17 protein-coding genes are annotated in these 16,313 nt (G+C 73.4%); 15 read left to right on the top strand and 2 right to left on the bottom strand.

Going from position 1 to position 16,313, the window contains the following annotated elements:
- Nucleotides 1-15 precede the first annotated feature (15 nt).
- On the bottom strand, nucleotides 16-1,812 hold the full coding sequence (locus ABZ215_RS04950) for a long-chain fatty acid--CoA ligase (RefSeq protein WP_354947805.1): 1,797 nt from the start codon (nucleotides 1,810-1,812) through the stop codon (nucleotides 16-18).
- Between the two features lie 113 nt (nucleotides 1,813-1,925).
- Here ABZ215_RS04950 and ABZ215_RS04945 point away from each other — a divergent pair, with 113 nt between their 5' ends.
- The 7 genes from ABZ215_RS04945 to ABZ215_RS04915 are packed head-to-tail and all read left to right on the top strand — an operon-like array spanning nucleotide 1,926 to nucleotide 6,973.
- On the top strand, nucleotides 1,926-2,327 hold the full coding sequence (locus ABZ215_RS04945) for a hypothetical protein (protein WP_020421047.1): 402 nt from the start codon (nucleotides 1,926-1,928) through the stop codon (nucleotides 2,325-2,327).
- Between the two features lie 20 nt (nucleotides 2,328-2,347).
- Nucleotides 2,348-3,139: a metallophosphoesterase gene (locus tag ABZ215_RS04940; RefSeq protein WP_027936304.1), complete on the top strand. Its 792-nt coding sequence runs from the start codon at nucleotides 2,348-2,350 to the stop codon at nucleotides 3,137-3,139.
- A 27-nt stretch (nucleotides 3,140-3,166) separates the two neighbouring features.
- Complete coding sequence (locus tag ABZ215_RS04935) at nucleotides 3,167-3,607, top strand: SRPBCC family protein (RefSeq protein WP_017983871.1); 441 nt, start codon at nucleotides 3,167-3,169, stop codon at nucleotides 3,605-3,607.
- Between the two features lie 14 nt (nucleotides 3,608-3,621).
- Nucleotides 3,622-4,764, top strand: coding sequence for an ArsA family ATPase (locus ABZ215_RS04930; RefSeq protein WP_354711391.1), 1,143 nt, complete (start codon nucleotides 3,622-3,624; stop codon nucleotides 4,762-4,764).
- Nucleotides 4,761-5,141, top strand: coding sequence for a hypothetical protein (locus tag ABZ215_RS04925; protein WP_020421044.1), 381 nt, complete (start codon nucleotides 4,761-4,763; stop codon nucleotides 5,139-5,141). The genes ABZ215_RS04930 and ABZ215_RS04925 overlap by 4 nt, the downstream gene beginning before the upstream one ends.
- A 14-nt stretch (nucleotides 5,142-5,155) precedes the next feature.
- Nucleotides 5,156-6,091 (top strand): ROK family protein, encoded by a 936-nt coding sequence (locus ABZ215_RS04920; RefSeq protein ID WP_027936303.1) that lies wholly within the window; start codon nucleotides 5,156-5,158, stop codon nucleotides 6,089-6,091.
- 12 nt (nucleotides 6,092-6,103) lie between these two features.
- A complete protein-coding gene (locus ABZ215_RS04915; protein ID WP_354947802.1) occupies nucleotides 6,104-6,973 on the top strand; it encodes an NUDIX domain-containing protein in 870 nt (289 codons plus the stop codon).
- Between the two features lie 157 nt (nucleotides 6,974-7,130).
- Here ABZ215_RS04915 and mftR read toward each other — a convergent pair whose 3' ends face one another.
- Nucleotides 7,131-7,727, bottom strand: a complete 597-nt coding sequence (gene mftR / locus ABZ215_RS04910; protein WP_020421041.1) for a mycofactocin system transcriptional regulator — start codon at nucleotides 7,725-7,727, stop codon at nucleotides 7,131-7,133.
- A gap of 84 nt (nucleotides 7,728-7,811) precedes the next feature.
- On the opposite strand from mftR, the gene mftA reads away from it, so the two are divergent.
- The 8 genes from mftA (at nucleotide 7,812) to mftE (ending at nucleotide 16,290) form a co-directional block, all read left to right on the top strand.
- On the top strand, nucleotides 7,812-7,916 hold the full coding sequence (gene mftA, locus ABZ215_RS04905; RefSeq protein WP_020421040.1) for a mycofactocin precursor MftA: 105 nt from the start codon (nucleotides 7,812-7,814) through the stop codon (nucleotides 7,914-7,916).
- Nucleotides 7,901-8,182, top strand: a complete 282-nt coding sequence (gene mftB, locus ABZ215_RS04900; RefSeq protein WP_017983864.1) for a mycofactocin biosynthesis chaperone MftB — start codon at nucleotides 7,901-7,903, stop codon at nucleotides 8,180-8,182. The genes mftA and mftB overlap by 16 nt, the downstream gene beginning before the upstream one ends.
- 20 nt (nucleotides 8,183-8,202) lie before the next feature.
- The gene (gene mftC / locus ABZ215_RS04895; protein ID WP_354947800.1) at nucleotides 8,203-9,411 is read left to right on the top strand and encodes a mycofactocin radical SAM maturase; all 1,209 of its coding nucleotides are present in this window, start codon (nucleotides 8,203-8,205) and stop codon (nucleotides 9,409-9,411) included.
- A complete protein-coding gene (locus ABZ215_RS04890) occupies nucleotides 9,408-11,216 on the top strand; it encodes a mycofactocin system FadH/OYE family oxidoreductase 1 (protein WP_354947798.1) in 1,809 nt (602 codons plus the stop codon). Before mftC ends, ABZ215_RS04890 begins: the two co-directional genes overlap by 4 nt.
- The gene (locus ABZ215_RS04885) at nucleotides 11,213-13,138 is read left to right on the top strand and encodes a mycofactocin system FadH/OYE family oxidoreductase 2 (protein ID WP_354947796.1); all 1,926 of its coding nucleotides are present in this window, start codon (nucleotides 11,213-11,215) and stop codon (nucleotides 13,136-13,138) included. The genes ABZ215_RS04890 and ABZ215_RS04885 overlap by 4 nt, the downstream gene beginning before the upstream one ends.
- 283 nt (nucleotides 13,139-13,421) lie before the next feature.
- On the top strand, nucleotides 13,422-14,207 hold the full coding sequence (locus ABZ215_RS04880; protein WP_020421035.1) for a mycofactocin-coupled SDR family oxidoreductase: 786 nt from the start codon (nucleotides 13,422-13,424) through the stop codon (nucleotides 14,205-14,207).
- The gene (gene mftF / locus ABZ215_RS04875; RefSeq protein WP_354947793.1) at nucleotides 14,204-15,616 is read left to right on the top strand and encodes a mycofactocin biosynthesis glycosyltransferase MftF; all 1,413 of its coding nucleotides are present in this window, start codon (nucleotides 14,204-14,206) and stop codon (nucleotides 15,614-15,616) included. The genes ABZ215_RS04880 and mftF overlap by 4 nt, the downstream gene beginning before the upstream one ends.
- A complete protein-coding gene (mftE, locus tag ABZ215_RS04870) occupies nucleotides 15,613-16,290 on the top strand; it encodes a mycofactocin biosynthesis peptidyl-dipeptidase MftE (protein WP_354947791.1) in 678 nt (225 codons plus the stop codon). The genes mftF and mftE overlap by 4 nt, the downstream gene beginning before the upstream one ends.
- Nucleotides 16,291-16,313: the final 23 nt, after the last annotated feature.

Here is a 16,313-nt window from a genome sequence, read left to right as displayed (position 1 = left end):
AGCGTAGTCGTCTCGTTACTTCTGGTACAGGCCTTCGATGAAGGTCGCGTAGTTCTTCGTCACCACGTTGCGCTTGAGCTTCAGGCTCGGCGTGATCTCGCCGCCCGCCTCGGTGAAGTCGTTGCCGAGGATGACGAACTTCTTGATCGACTCGGCGTGCGAGACCTGCTTGTTCGCCTCGTCGACCGCGCCCTGCACGGCCGCGATCAGGTCCGGGTCCTGTGCCAGGTCGGCGACCGTGGCGTCGGCCGGCTTGCCGTTCTGCGACTTCCAGGCCGGGAAGAACTCCTCGTCGATCGTGATCAGCGCGGCGATGAACGGGCGCTGGTCGCCGACCACCATGGCCTGGGAGATCAGCGGGTGGGCGCGCATGGTGTCCTCGAGACCGGACGGGGCGACGTTCTTGCCGCCCGCCGTCACGATGATCTCCTTCTTGCGCCCGGTGATCTTCAGGAAGCCGTCGTCGTCGAGCTCGCCGAGGTCGCCGGTGTGGAACCAGCCGTCCTCCAGCGCCTCCTTGGTGGCGGTCTCGTTGTTGAAGTACGCGCCGAACACGACGTCGCCCTTGAGCAGGACCTCGCCGTCTTCGGCGATCCGCACGGAGGTGCCCGCCACCGGGCGGCCCACGGTGCCGACGCGGAACGCGTCCTGCGTGTTCACGTTCGCCGCGGCCGAGGTCTCGGTCAGGCCGTAGCCCTCGAACACCGGCACGCCGATGCCGCGGAAGAAGTGCGCCAGCCGGGCGCCCAGCGGCGCGCCGCCGGAGACCGCGGCGATGCAGCGGCCGCCGAGCGCGGCCCGCAGCTTGCCGTAGACCAGCTTGTCGAACAGCAGGTGCTGCGCCTTCAGGCCCAGCCCGGCGCCGCCGGTGTCCTGCGCCTCGCTGTAGGACACCGCGACCTGCTCGGCCCGGTCGAAGATCTTGCCCTTGCCCTCGGAGTGCGCCTTCTGCTTCGCGCCGTTGTAGACCTTCTCGAACACGCGCGGCACGGCCACCACGAACGTCGGCCGGAAGGTGCCCAGGTCGGCCACCAGGTTCTTGACGTCCGGGGTGTGGCCGAGCGTCACGCGCGCGGTGACGGCGGTGACGGCGATCGCGCGGGCCAGCACGTGCGCCAGCGGCAGGAAGCACAGCAGCGAGTTGCCCTGCTCCATCAGCTGCGGGAAGGCGTTGATGTCGGCCCGGATCTCGGCCAGCAGGTTGCGGTGGGTCAGCTCGACGCCCTTGGGACGGCCGGTGGTGCCCGAGGTGTACACGATGGTGGCCAGGTCGCCCGCCTGCACGATGCGGCGCCGCTCGTGCACGGTGTCGTCGGCCACGTCGGCGCCCAGCGTGGTCAGCTCGTCCACCGCGGGGCGGGCCGCCTCGATCTGCCAGGTGTACTGCAGGCCGGGCAGCCGGTCGCGGACCTCGTCGACCGCGGCCAGGTGCTCGCTCGTCTCCACGAAGACGCCCTTGGCGCCGGAGTCGGACAGGATCCAGGCGACCTGCTCGGGCGAGGACGTGTCGTAGATCGGCACGGTGACGGCGCCCGCCGCCCAGATGGCGAAGTCGATCAGCGTCCACTCGTACCGGGTCTTGGACATCAGGCCGACCCGGTCGCCGCGCTCGATCCCGGCCTCGACCAGGCCCTTCGCGACGCCGATGACCTGGGCGGCGAACTCGCGGGCCGTGACGTCCAGCCACGAGCCGTCCACCTGGCGGCGGAAGCTGATCGCGTCGGGGAACCGCTCGGCGTTCGCCCACACGATGTCGGCGAGGTTCTCGTCATCGGCAACCGGCTGCACTGCCGGGGCGCTGTACTCGCGCACGGTGGACCTCCGTGGTTCAAGGGTGTTACTCGCCAGTCACAACTTAGCGTCGGTGACACCTTACGACCAAGGGGGCGGACCGCCGGTAACACGGGCATGACATTCTCACTCGCGTGAGCACGCTCAACGGTGCGCCGCCCAGCATCGACATCGTCGACGAGACCTTCCTCGCGGTGCCGCCCGGCACCGTGGCGGCGGTGTTCGCCGACCCGGCCGCGTGGCGGCGGTACTGGCCCGACCTGGTGCTCGAGGTCTACACCGACCGCGGCGAGGAGGGCCTGCGCTGGACCGTCCGGGGCGCGCTGGTCGGCACGATGGAGGTCTGGCTCGAGCGCACGCTGGACGGCACGCTGCTGCACTACTTCCTGCGCGCGAGCCCGGCCGGGGAAATGAGCCCCCGGCAGCTGCGCCGCGAATTCGACCGCAGGGCCCGCGCGGCCAAGGCCGTGGCGCTGGGCCTGAAGGAGATCCTGGAGGACGGTCGGGAGCCCGGGATTCCCCCGCGGACTTCTTAGCATCGCTAAACTGGGGAATCATGCGCGTTCATGTCGTCTCGGACGTCCACGGGAACACGGAAGCCCTGGCCAAGGCCGGTGATGGGGCGGACGCGCTGATCGTCCTCGGCGACCTGCTCGACTTCGTCGACTACCACCAGCACGACCAGGGCATCCTCGGCACGCTGTTCGGCCCGGAGAAGGTCGCCACGTTCGCCCGGCTCCGCCGCGAGGGCACCCGCGAGGAGTCGATCGCCTTCTCGAAGTCGCTGTGGTCGAGCCTGGACGACCCGGCCGCCGCCGTCGAGGAGGCCGTCCGCGAGCAGTACGCGGCGATGTTCGCGGCGATGACAGCGCCGACCTACGCGATCGCGGGCAACGTCGACTCGCCGGACCTGTGGCCCGAGTTCGCCGGTGACGACGTGCGGCTGGTCGAGGGCGAGGTCGTCGAGATCGGCGGCCTGCGGTTCGGCTTCGCGGGCGGCGTGGTGCTGCCGGCCGGGGCCACGATCCGCCGGTCCAACCCGGTGTGGCGGCCCTACCTGCGCACGCAGGAGGAGTTCGACGAGGCGGTGGGCAAGCTCACCGACATCGACGTGCTGTGCACCCACCAGCCGCCCGCGCTGCCGGAGCTGACCTACGACGTGGTCGCCCGGCGGCACGAGCTGGGCTCGTCGGCCCTGCGCGGGCTGGTCTACGCGGAGCAGCCGCGGTGGTCGCTGTTCGGCCACGTGCACCAGCCGCTGTCGGCCCGGCTGCGGGTGGGCCGCACCGAGTGCCGCAACGTCGGCCACTTCAAGGTCACCGGGCGCCCGTACGTCCTGCGGTGGTGACGCGGGCCAGGCGGTAACCTCTCCGCCATGGCCGACCAGTCCACGCAGTCCATCGAGGTCGACGCGCCGCCGGAGAAGGTCATGGCGGTGATCGCGGACTTCGCGTCGTACCCGGAATGGGCCAAGCAGGTCCGGGAGACCGAGGTGCTCGCGACCGACGACGCGGGCCGTCCCAAGCAGGTCAAGCTGACCCTGGACGCCGGCCCGATCAAGGACGTCTACACGCTGGAGTACGACTGGGCCGCCGACGGCCGGTCGGTCAGCTGGCACCTGGTGCGCGGCCAGATGCAGAAGGCGCAGGACGGCCGCTACGAGCTGGAGGCGGTCGGGAACCGCACGCGGGTCACCTACACGCTGTCGGTCGAGCTGGTGCTGCCGATGATCGGGCTGCTGCGCCGCAAGGCGGAGAAGATGGTCATGGACACCGCGCTCAAGGAGCTCAAGCGCCGCGTGGAGGACCTCGCCTGAGGGCGGGACGGCCCATGACCCGGCTGCTGCTGTTCACCGGCAAGGGAGGCGTCGGCAAGACGACGCTCGCCGCGGCGACGGCGGCGGGCCTGGCCGCCCGCGGGTACAAGACGCTGGTCGTGTCCACCGACCCCGCGCATTCGCTGGCCGACGCGTTCGGCAAGCGCCTCGGCCGCGAACCGTCCGACGTGGACACCCGGCTGCACGGCGCGCAGGTCGACTCGCGCGGCCTGGTCGACGACATCTGGCAGGACCTGCGCGGCAGGCTCAAGGGCGCGCTCGCGGGCGCCGGGGTGGACGCGCTGGACGCCGAGGAGCTGAGCGTCCTGCCGGGCGTGGACGAGCTGCTCGCGCTGACCGAGGTGCAGCGGCTGGCCGAGGCAGGCCGCTGGGACGTCGTGGTGGTCGACTGCGGGCCGACCGCGGAAACGCTGCGGCTGCTCGCGCTTCCCGAGGCCGTGGCCGGGTACCTGGACAAGGTGTTCGGCTGGCAGCTCACGCTCACCGGCTCGCGGGGACTGGCCCGGTCGGTGCGCGACCTCGCCGCGCACGTCTCGGCGCTGCGTGACCTGCTGACCGATCCGGCCGTCACCACCGTGCGGCTGGTGCTGACGCCGGAGCGGGTCGTGGTCGCCGAGGCGCGCCGCACGCTGAGCTCGCTCGCGCTGCGCGGGATCCGGGTCGACGGGCTGATCGTGAACCGGCTGATGCCCGCGCCCGGCGTGTGGCGCGGGGCGGCCGCGAACTGGATGCGCACCCGCCGCCGCCAGCAGGACGAGGTGCTGAACGAGCTGACCTGGGAGCTGGCCAGGGTGGAGCACCGCGCCGCCGAGCCGGTCGGGCTGCCCGCGCTGCGGGAGATCGCCACCGAGCTGTACGGCGAGCGGGATCCGCTGGAGGGCAAGGGATCCACGTCCGCGCCGCTGCTGCACGTGACCGAAGTGGACGGTGGGTACCGGCTGCGGCTGGCGCTGCCGCTGGACCGCGGGGCCGAGCTGGACCTGGCGCGGGTGGACGACGACCTGGCCGTCACCGTCGACGGGTTCCGCCGCCTGGTGGCGCTGCCGGAGTCGTTGCGGCCATGCCGGATCACCGGCGCCGAGTCCGATGCGGACGGTCTCGTCGTCTCGCTCACCAAGCCGGGGGAGGACCGATGACGACCGAAGGCGTGACCGCGGCGAGCCTGGCCGAGGAGATCCGGCTGCTCGTCGAGATGGTCGTCGAACGCGCGGCCCCCTGGCTGGACGGCGTGGTCGCCGCCGGGCACGGCACGGCCGAGAAGCCCGATGGTGACAGCGACTGCGGCTGGTGCCCGCTGTGCGCCGTGGTCGCCGTGGTGCGCGGTGAGAAGCCCGAGTTCGTCGCCCGCGTGCTGGAGCAGGCGGCGCAGATCATCGCGTTGCTGCGGGCCGTGCTGGCCGACCGGTGGGAGCCGCAGGAGGGCGTGCACATGCCCGGGTTCCAGCCGCCGCCGCGGCCGCAGCCGGACTCCGGCCGGGTGCAACGCATCCCGGTGCAGTGGCGGGAGGGCTAGTGCACGCGATCGGCCTGGACGTCGGCGGCACGAGCGTCCGTGCCGGAGTGGTGGACGAGCACGGCTCGATCCTGGACACCGCGCGGGCGGGCACGCCGGCCGCCGAGGACGCGCTCGAAGACGCCATCACCGCCGTGATCGACGAGCTGCGCAACCGGCACGAAGACGTCGCCGGGGTCGGGCTGGCGGTCGCCGGGTTCGTCGCCAACGACCGGCGCACCGTGATGTTCGCGCCGCACCTGGCCTGGCGGCACGCGCCGGTGGCGGACCGGATCGCCAAGCGCGTCGGCCTGCCGGTGACGCTGGAGCACGACGCGAACGCCGCCGCGGTCGGCGAGCACCGCTTCGGCGCCGCGCGCGGGGCCGGGGTCGCGGCGCTGGTGGCGATCGGCACCGGGATCGGCGCGGGGCTGCTGCTGGACGGCGAGCTGTACCGGGGCGCGAACGGGGTCGCGCCGGAGCTGGGGCACCTGACGGTGGTGCCGGACGGGCGGGCGTGCCCGTGCGGCAAGTACGGCTGCTGGGAGCGCTACTGCAGCGGCACCGCGCTGGCCGCGACCGCGATCGAGCTGCTGGCCAGGTACCCGGGCACGTCCACGGTCCTGTCCAGGGACATCGCGCTGGACCCGGGCGCGCTGACCGGGCGGCGGGTGGCCGGGGCGGCGCGCGACGGCGACCCCATCGCGCAGCGGGCGGTGGCCGAGCTGGCGAAGTGGCTCGGCGAGGGGCTGGCGCTGGTCGCGGACGTGTTCGACCCGGAGATCGTGGTGATCGCCGGCGGGGTGTCGGAGTCGGCGCCGCTGTTCCTCGACGAGGCCCGCGAGCACTACGCGGCGGCGATCACCGGCGGCAGGCACCGGCCGCTCGCGCGCATCCGCACCGCGCAGCTGGGCGACGACGCCGCGCTGGTGGGGGCCGCCGCGCTCGCGCTCGAAGCCACGGCGGTATGACAAGCTGGAACGATGACCCCTGATGACGGCGACGGCTTCGTGTACTGCGAGCGCGGCCACCGGCATTGGGGCCTCTTCGGCGCCGCGGGCCTGCTGCTGACCGATCCCGAGCGGGGTGTGCTGCTGCAGCACCGGGCCTGGTGGACGCACCACGGCGAGACGTGGGCGCTGCCCGGCGGCGCGCGCCGCGGTCACGAGTCCGCGCGCGAGGCCGCCACCCGTGAGGCGGAGGAGGAGGCCGCGGTGCCGTCCGCCGCGGTGCGGCCCACCGCGGAGTCGGTGGTCGACCACGGCGGCTGGAGCTACACGACGGTCCTGGCGAACACCCGGCACCCGGTGCGGGAGCGGGTGGTCAACGAGGAGAGCGCCGAGCTGCGGTGGGTGCCGCCGGACGAGGTCGGCTCGTTCCCGCTGCACGCGGACTTCGCGGCCGCGTGGCCCGCGCTGCACGCCGAACTCGGCCGGGAGCTGGTGCTGGTGGTCGACGCGGCCAACGTGGTCGGCTCCCGGCCGGACGGCTGGTGGCGGGACCGGGCAGGCGCGGCGGAGCGGCTGCGGGACCGGTTGTCCGGGCTGGCGCGCGGCGGGGTGCGCAGCGCGGACGTCGGGCTCGGCGGGGCGGACTGGTCGTGGTGGCCGCGGGTGCAGATGGTCGTCGAAGGCCAGGCGAGAGACGTGCCACCGGCCGACGAGGTCGAGGTGATCGCCGCGGTCCGCGACGGCGACTCCCAGATCGTGGAAAGCGTCCGCAAAACGCGCGACGCCCGCCCGGACGACCACGTGGTGGTGGTGACGGCCGACCGCGAGCTGCGAGCACGCGTGACGGCGGAGGGCGCGAAAGTCCTCGGCCCGGCGACGCTGCTGAACCTGGTGGCCGACTGAGGAACCGGCGCGAGAGCGCGGAACTCGCGCGCTGCCGCCGAGTCCGCTTTCGCGGGTGAATTCCGCGCTCGTGCCGCGCGCGTGAGCGTGGAACTCGCGCGCTGCCGTGGAGTTCTGCCGTTCGGGTCCGCGAGTGGCGCGGTCGTGGGCAGTCCCCTCAGGTCAGCGCTTCCGTCAGCTCGTCCACCCCGGCGGCCATCAGCTCGGCGAGGTCGGCGCGCGGGTCGCGCAGCCACTGCTCGTACGCGGCCAGCGCGATGCCCAGCGCGGTGTAGGCCACGGTCTGCGGGGCGAGCGCCGACGCGGGCACCCCGAGGCGTCCCCCGACGAACTCCGCGATCACCTGCCGCCAGTCCGCGTAGCGCAGCGTCGAGTGCGCCTGCAGCGCAGGCGTGGTCAGGATCAGCTCCATCCGCTGCCGGTGCCACACCGCCTCGGACGGGTCCACCCGGTTGAAGTCCACCAGCGCCTCCCGCAGCACGCCGGGCAGCGGGCGGTCCGGCGGGTACGACGCGAGGCGCTTGCGCATCTTGTCCAGCTGGCCGTCGAAGTCGCCCCAGGCGATGTCGTTCTTCGACGGGAAGTAGCGGAAGAACGTGCGCCGCCCGATGCCGGCTGCCTTCGCGATGTCGTCGATCGTCGTGCGGTCGAACCCGCGGCTGGCGAACAGTTCGAACGCCACGTGCTCGACCTCCGCCCGCGACGTGATCGGCTTGCGTCCCGCCCTGGGCGCCGGATCCGCCTTTTCGGTCATCCCTCTTCCATTCGGCACTCGGTGCCATTATTGTCCGAGAAGCGCGGCCGCACCGGAGCGGCCCATCGCCGAAGGGAGCATCCCATGTCCGAGGCCAAGAGCGTCGCCCCCGCCGTGGAAGACTCGCTCGTCGAGGAGGACCTGCTCGTGGAAGAGGTCTCCATCGACGGCATGTGCGGCGTCTACTGACCGTGTTCGATCCGGACCAGGCCTACCGGTGCTCCCCGCGGGTCGCGTTGCGACCGGAACCGTTCGGGGCGCTCGCCTACGACTTCGGCACCCGGAGGCTTTCGTTCCTGAAGACGAAGATCCTGGTCGAGGTGGTGCGCACGCTCGGGGACCAGCCCGACGTGCACACCACCCTCGACGCCGCCGGCGTCCCCGGCGACCAGCGCCCGGCCTACCTGAAGGCGCTGGCCGGACTCGCCGAGAACGGCACGATCGAACCGCGCTGAACCACTGAGAAGGGCGTGCGATGAAGCTCGTCGAACACTTCAAGCAGGGGCTGAACTCGCCCATCTGCCTGACCTGGGAACTGACCTACGCCTGCAACCTCTCGTGCGTGCACTGCCTGTCCTCGTCGGGCCGCCGCGACCCGCGGGAGCTGAGCACCGCGGAGTGCAAGGCCGTCATCGACGAGCTGCAGCGCATGCAGGTCTTCTACGTCAACATCGGCGGTGGCGAGCCCACCGTCCGCGCCGACTTCTGGGAGCTCGTCGAGTACGCCGTGGACCACCAGGTGGGCGTCAAGTTCTCCACCAACGGCGTCAAGCTCACCCCGGAGCGGGCGCGGTGGCTCGCCGCCACCGACTACGTGGACGTGCAGATCTCCTTGGACGGCGCCACCGCCGAGGTCAACGACTACGTCCGCGGCCCGGGTTCCTACGACACCGCGATGCGGGCGATGCGGAACCTGAAGGACGCCGGATTCCGCGACTTCAAGCTCTCCGTCGTGATGACCCGGCACAACGTCGGCCAGCTCGACGAGTTCAAGGCCATCGCCGACACCTACGGCGCCCAGCTGCGCATCACGCGGCTGCGTCCGTCCGGCCGCGGCGCGGACACCTGGGACGAGCTGCACCCGACGGCCGAGCAGCAGCTGCAGCTCTACGACTGGCTGATCGCCAACGGCGAGAAGGTCCTCACCGGCGACTCGTTCTTCCACCTCAACGCGCTCGGTTCGGACCCGCTGCCCGGCCTGAACCTCTGCGGCGCGGGCCGGGTGGTGTGCCTGATCGACCCGGTCGGCGACGTCTACGCCTGCCCGTTCGCGATCCACGAGGAGTTCCTCGCCGGCAACGTCCGCGACGAGGGCGGGTTCGCGGGCGTGTGGAACACCTCCGAGCTGTTCGAGCGCCTGCGCGGCCCGCAGACCGGCGGCGCGTGCACGTCCTGTTCGGCCTACGACGCCTGCCAGGGCGGGTGCATGGCGGCGAAGTTCTTCACCGGCCTGCCGCTGGACGGTCCCGATCCGGAATGCGTCAAGGGGCACGGGGAACTGGCGCTGGCCGGGGTCAGCGGGGCGCCGCGATCGAACATCGACCACTCGCACCGCAAGACCCGGCAGAGCCGCAAGGCGAGCAAGGTGCCGGTCAGCATCGGGTTCGGCCCGCCCGAGGGCAGCGCCCGGCCGGACCGGGCCTGCGACACCAGCCCGCTCGCGGGGTTCCAGCCAGGACGATGACCAGGCTCGCCGGCCCCGTCCGGGTCGGCGGCCGCACCGCCCCCAGCCGGGTCCTCTTCGGTCCGCACGAAACGAACCTGGCTCGGGGGCGGGCGCTCGCCGACCGGCACGTCGCCTACTACCGGCGGCGAGCCGAGGGCGGCGCCGGGGTCGTCGTCACCGAGACGGCGAGCGTGCACCCCTCCGACTGGCCGTACGAGCGCGCGCCGCTGGCCGCGGAATGCGGTCCGGGGTGGACGTCCATCGTGGACACGTGCCGTCCACACGGGACGCTCGTCGTCGCGTCGCTCGGGCACGCCGGCGGGCAGGGTTCGTCGGCCTACCACCAGTCGGCGTTGTGGGCGCCGTCGCGGGTGCCGGATCCGGTGAGCCGCGAGCTGCCGATGGAGGTGGACGGCCCGGAGATCGCGGAGCTGATCGCCGGGTTCCGCGCCGCCGCCGCGCTCGCTTCCGAGTCCGGTGTGGACGGTGTGGAGATCGACGCCGGGCAGTACTCGCTGCTGCGGCAGTTCTGTTCCGGGCTGACCAACCGACGCACGGACGCCTACGGCGACCGGGGGCTGCTGCTGCGCGAGGTGGTCGCCGCCGTCCGGGAGGCGATCGGCAACCGCATCCTCGGACTGCGGCTCGCGTGCGACGAAGGCGCGCCGTGGGGCGGGATCACGCCCGAGACCGCGCCCGTGCCCGGCGGGATCGACTACCTGGTGCCGGTGCGGGGTTCGGCGTTCGCCGACTCCCGGCCGGACGCACGCACCGAACCGGGCTTCAACGCCGAGCTGTGCCGGGCGTTCTCCGGGCGCGCCTTGACGGTGTTGCAGGGCAGTGTGGTGGATCCTGAGCTCGCGGAGCGGGCACTGGACTTCGCCGGGCTGGTCGAAATGACCCGCGCGCAGATCGCCGATCCGGACCTGGTGCGTCACGTGCGGGCCGGGACGCGGCCGCGGCCGTGTGTGCTGTGCAACCAGAAGTGCCGGGTGCGGGACCCGCGGAACCCGCTGGTCAGCTGCATCGGCGAGCCACGCAGCGGGCACGAGACCGAGGATCCGCTGCCGCGCCCGGGTGCCGGGGAGGTGCTGGTGGCCGGCGGTGGCCCGGCCGGGCTGGAAGCCGCGCGGGTGCTCGCCCTGCGGGGTTTCGACGTCGAGCTGACCGAGCGCGACGACCGGCTCGGCGGGATGGCGCGTGTCGCGGCGCGGCTGCCCGGGCGGGACCGGCTGGGGCGGCTCGCGGACTGGCTGGAGGCCGAGGTCCGGCGGCTGGGCGTGCGGATCTCGACCGGCGTGGAGACCGTCGCGGCGGACGGGCGGCCGGTGGTCGTGGCGACCGGCAGCAGGCCCGGCCCGCGGGACTACTCCGTCGAGGGCGGCCGGGTGCTCGACGTGGCCGCGGTCTTGGGCGGCGCGGAGCTGCCGGACGGGCCGGTCGTGGTGCACGACCCGCTCGGCGACTGGACCGGCGCGGCTGTCGCGGAGCTGCTGACCGCCGGACGCGCGGTGACGATCGTCAGCCCTGATCCGGTGATCGCGACCCAGGTCCGGGACGTCGCCGCGGTGAACGCGCGCCTGCAGCGGGCCGGGGTGGAGCTGGCGAAGCGGTCGCGCCTGCGGGTGGCGCGGCGGGACCACGTGGTGGTGGAGGACGTGCTCACCGGGGAGTGCCGGGAGCTGTCGTGCGCGGTGCTGATCCACTGTGGACACCGGCTCCCCGAGGTCGCGCTGCCGGGGGTCGCGGTCGGCGACGCGGTGGCGCCCCGGACGATTCACGAGGCCGTTCTGGATGGTCGTCGTGCGGCGGTGGCGTTGTGAGCCTGCTGTTCGAACCGTTGCGGCTGGGGCCGGTCGAGGTGCGCAACCGGATCGTGTTCGCCGCCCACCTGACCAACTACGCCACCGGCAACCTGCCCACCGAGCAGCACGCGGCCTACTACGCCGCGCGGGCGGCGGGCGGCGCCGGGCTGATCATCTCCGAGGAGCACGTCGTGCACCCCTCGGACTGGCCCTACGAGAAGGTGATCCACGGGTACCGGCCCGAGGTCGTGCCCGGCTACCGCCGCATCACCGCCGCCGTGCACGCGCACGGCGTGCCGATCTTCGCGCAGCTCAACCACAACGGCGGGCAGGCGTCGTCGATGTACTCGCGGCGGGCGGTGTGGGCGCCGTCCCCGGTGCCGGACCCGCTGTTCCGCGAGGTGCCCAAGGCGATGACCGTCGCGGAGATCGCCGAGGTGGTCGCCGGGTACGGGAGCGTCGCGCGGCACTGCGCCGAAGGCGGCTTCGACGGCGTGGAGATCCAGTGCTCCCAGTCGTCGCTGCTGCGCGGGTTCCTGGCGCCCGCGGCGAACCTGCGGACCGACGACTACGGCGGCCCGCTGCCCAACCGCGCGCGGTTCCTGCGGGAGGTCGTCGCGGAGGTGCGGGCGGCGATCGGGCCGGACCGGGCGCTGGGGGTGCGGCTTTCCGGCGACGACCTGGTCGAGGGCGGCATCACGCCGTCCGAGGCGGCCGAGGTGGCGCGGATGATCTCGCCGGACATCGACTACCTGAACACCTCGATCGGGGTCGCGACCTCGACGCTGTACATGGTCGAACCGTCGATGGCGGTCCCGCGCGGGTACGCGCTGCCGGTGTCCGAAGCGTTGCGGCGCGCGGTGTCCGTGCCGGTCGTGGGCATCGGACGGATCAAGTCGCCGGAGGAGGCCGAGCGGGCGCTGGCCGAGGGGCGGTGCGACCTCGTCGGTGTGGTGCGCGGGCAGATCGCCGACCCGTCGTTCGCGGCGAAGGCGCGGGCCGGGCGGGAGGTGCGGACCTGCCTGTCCTGCAACCAGGAGTGCGTCGGGCGGATGGGTCTCAACCGGTGGCTCGGGTGCGTGGAGAACCCGCGCGCCGGGCGGGAAGCGGTGCCGCTGCCGACGCTCGGGCCGCGCCCCAAGCGAGTGCTGGTCGTCGGCGCGGGCCCGGCCGGGCTGCAGGCGGCGGCGACGGCGGCCGGGCGGGGACACCGGGTCACGGTGTTCGAGCGCGGCGAGGTGGGCGGGCAGATCGCGCTGGCCGCGACCGCGCCGGGCCGGGGCGAGCTGGGTGACCTGGTGCGCAACCTGCTGACCGAGTGCCGTCAGGCCGGTGTCGACTTGGCGACCGGTGTCGCGGTGACGGCTTCGTTCCTGCTGGACGAGGCGCCGGACGCCGTGGTGCTGGCGACGGGCGCCCGGCCGGTGCTGCCGGAGTGGGCGGTCCCGCCGCGGGTGGTGCACGCGCGGGAGGTGCTGGGCGGTGTCTCGCCGTCCGGCGCGGTGGTGGTGATCGACGAGGTCGGCTTCCACCCGGCGACGTCGGTGGCGGAGCTGCTGGCGCGGCGGGGCTGCCGGGTGACGTTGTCGACGCCCGGGATGGTCGTCGGGCAGGACCTGGGGCTGACCCTGGACCGGGAGCTGTTCGGGCGACGGGCGCACGAGCTCGGGATCGCCGAGCGGACGGACGAGATGGTGCTCGGCGCCGCGGCGACGGAGGATGGGGGCGTGGCGTTGCGGATGTTGAAGCACACGACCGGCGAGACCACTGAGGTCCGCTGCGACTGGGTGGTGTGCGCGACGCACCAGGAGCCGGAGGACGAGTTGTGGCACGCGCTGCGGGAGGCGCCGTTCCCGGTGCTGCGCGCGGGGGATTGCGTGACCCCGCGGCGCGCGCACGCCGCGGTGGTGGAGGGGCATCGAGCGGGGGTGTCGTTGTGAGCGACGCGGCTGGACGCGGGGTAGCGGCCGGGCGGTCGGTCACCCCGCCTCCGGCGGGACCATGGCAGCTGCCGGTCGGGAGTCCCGCGACCGCTCGCTGCGGCACCGGGTGGGTGATGGGTTTGGCGCTGGTGGTTGCGCTCCGGCGGCTGGGCGGTGTGCGAGCGGGCGGTGGCGGGAGCTGGTTGGCGAGTCGTGTGGCTGCCCGCGGCCAAGTTGTCACCGGGTGGGTGGTGTCGTCGTGAGCGGGCAGCTGGCACGCTCCGCTCGTGGAGATGATCACGTGACCCCGCGCGTCGCCGTGGTTACGGGAGCCGGGCGGGGCATCGGGGCGGCCGTGGTGCACCGGCTCGCTGGGGAGGGGTGGCGCGTCGTCGCCGTGGATGTCGCCGCGGATTCCCCGGGGCTGGGTTATCCGCTGGCGCGGCGGGAGCAGCTCGCCGAGGTCGCCGCGAAGTGGCCGGGCCAGGTGCTCGACTTCGTGGCCGACGTGCGGGACCAGCAGGCCCTCGACGAGGCCGTCGCCATCGCCGAGCGCGAGTTCGGTGGGCTGGACGCCGCTGTCGCCGCAGCGGCGGTCATGGCGGGCGGGCGGCCGCTCTGGGAGACCACCGATTCCGAGTGGGAATCGTTGTTCGGCGCCGGCGTGGACGGCGTCTTCCACCTCGCCCGCGCCGCGGTGCCCGCCCTGCTGCGGCGCCCGCAGCCGCGCACCGGGCGGTTCGTCGCCCTCGCCTCGGCCGCCGCCCACACCGGGCTCTGGCGGCTGGCCGGCTACAACGCCGCCAAGCACGCCGTCGTGGGGCTGATCCGCGGCCTCGCGACGGACCTGCGCGGCACCGGCGTCACCGCGACGGCCGTCTCACCCGGCTCCACCCGCACCCCGATGCTGCAGGCCACCGCGGAGCTCTACGACCTGGACGACGTCGAGGAGTTCGCCCAGCACCAGCTCACCGAGCGCCTGCTCGAACCCGAGGAGGTGGCGGCCGCGGTCTGCTGGCTGTGCGGCCCGGACGCGAGCGCCGTCACCGGCACCGTCGTCCACGCGGACGGAGGCTTCACAGCATGACCGTGCTGCGCCTGGACCCCTCCACCAAGGCCGTCGCCGGCGGGCGCGTCCTCGTCGGCGGTTCGCCCCTGCGGATCATCAAGCTGTCCGCCACCGGGGCGCGCCTGTTCGCCCAGTGGGCAAGCGGCACACCCGTCGGCGACAAGGCCCACCACCGGCGCCTGGCGGAAAAGCTCACCCTCGCCGGGATGGTCCACCCCACCCACCCCGACTCGAAGCTGACGCCGCAGGACGTCACCGTCGTGGTCCCGGTCCGCGACCACGCCGACCGCCTCGCCGGGCTCCTGCCCCGCCTGACCGACGTGCGCGAGACGCTCGTCGTCGACGACGGGTCGGCGGTGCCGGTGCCGCACGCGGTCGACCGGCACCCCGTCGCACGTGGACCTGCCGCCGCCCGCAACACCGGCTGGCGCAAGGTGACCACCGAGCTGGTCGCCTTCCTCGACGCCGACACCCGCCCCGAACCGGGCTGGCTCGGGCCGCTGCTGGCGCAGTTCGAGGACCCGGCCGTGGTGGCCGTCGCGCCACGGGTGCGCAGCGCGCCCGGCGACGGCACGCTCTCCCGGTACGAACGGCTTCGGTCCTCTTTGGACATGGGCACCACCCCGGCGCAGGTGCGGCCGCGCGGCCGCATCACCTACCTGCCCACCGCCGCGCTCGTCGTGCGAACCTCGGCGCTGCAGGCGATCCACGGCTTCGACGAGAACCTGCGGTTCGGCGAGGACGTCGACCTGATCTGGCGCCTCGTCGACGCCGGCGGCTCGGTGCGGTACGAGCCGGAGTCCGAAGTGGTGCACGAACCACGCACGACGTGGCGCGCGTGGCTGAAGCAGCGGTACAGCTACGGCACCTCCGCCGCGCCGCTCGCGAAACGCCACGGGCGGCAGGCGCTCGCGCCGGTCCGGGTGTCCGGCTGGACCGCGCTGGCCTGGCTCGCCGTGGCCGCCGGACGGCCGAAAACCGGTGTGGCGATCGCGCTCGGCACCGCGGCCCTGTTGCCACGCAAGCTGAAACCCCTTGACGTCCCGGCGAAAGAGGCGCTCGGCATCGCGCTGCGCGGGCACGTCGCGGCGGGCCGGTTCCTGGCCGACGCGCTCACCGGCGCGTGGGGCCCAGCCGCGGTCCCGGTGCTGGCGCTGTCCCGGCGTGGCCGCCGCGTGCTGGCGCTGGCCTATGCCCGGCACCTCGCCGACTGGGCCCGCACCCGGCCGGACATCGATCCGCTGCGCTGGCTGCTGGCCCGTGCCGCGGACGATTTCGCTTACGGCACCGGGGTTTGGCGTGGCTGCCTGCGCGAGGAGGAACCGGGGCCGCTGATCCCCGACCTCTCAAATTGGCCCACCCGTCGCCCACCACCACCCTCAACGGAGCCGCTGCGCAGCACTGCCTCGATCCGGAAAAGGTCATGAACCTCGCCGACCTCGCCTGGCCCGAACTCGGCGAGCGCCGCCTGCTGGCCGTGCCGCTCGGCGCCACCGAGCAGCACGGCCCGCACCTGCCGTACACGGTGGACACCGAAATCGCCGTCGAGTTGTGCCGCCGCCTCGCCGAGGCTCGTCCGGAGGTGGTCGTCGCGCCCCCGCTGCCCTACGGCTCCAGCGGGGAGCACGCCGGTTTTCCCGGCACGCTGTCGATCGGTCAGGAAGTCACGGAACTCCTCGTGGTCGAGCTGGTGCGCTCCGCCGACGCGTTCGCCGGGGTGCTGCTGGTGTGCGCGCACGGCGGCAACGCGGCCCCGCTGCGCCGGGCGGTCGCGAAACTGCGTAACGAGGGCCGGAACGTGCGCGCCTGGTGCCCGGACGGTCCGGCCGACGACACGCACGCCGGACGGCTGGAGACGTCGGTGATGCTCGCGCTGCGGCCGGAAGCCGTGCGGGTGGACCGGTTCGAGGCCGGCGCGACGCGGCCGTTGCCCGAGCTGATCGGCCGGTTGCGTGACGAAGGTGTGCGCGGGGTGAGCCCGAACGGGGTGCTGGGTGACCCCGCGGGGGCGACCGCGGAAGCGGGGCGCGCCACCCTCCGTCGATGGGCGGACGCTCTACTTGAAGCTGCCGCGGCGGTGGCCAAAGATGGCATCATGTAGCAGTCCGTGCATGAGACCCCTGT

It is taken from the genome of Amycolatopsis sp. NPDC006131, from assembly GCF_040614175.1.
Lineage (GTDB): Bacteria > Actinomycetota > Actinomycetes > Mycobacteriales > Pseudonocardiaceae > Amycolatopsis_E > Amycolatopsis_E tucumanensis.
Note: the sequence above shows the minus strand (reverse complement) of the source record. Positions and strands in the feature narration are given on the sequence as shown.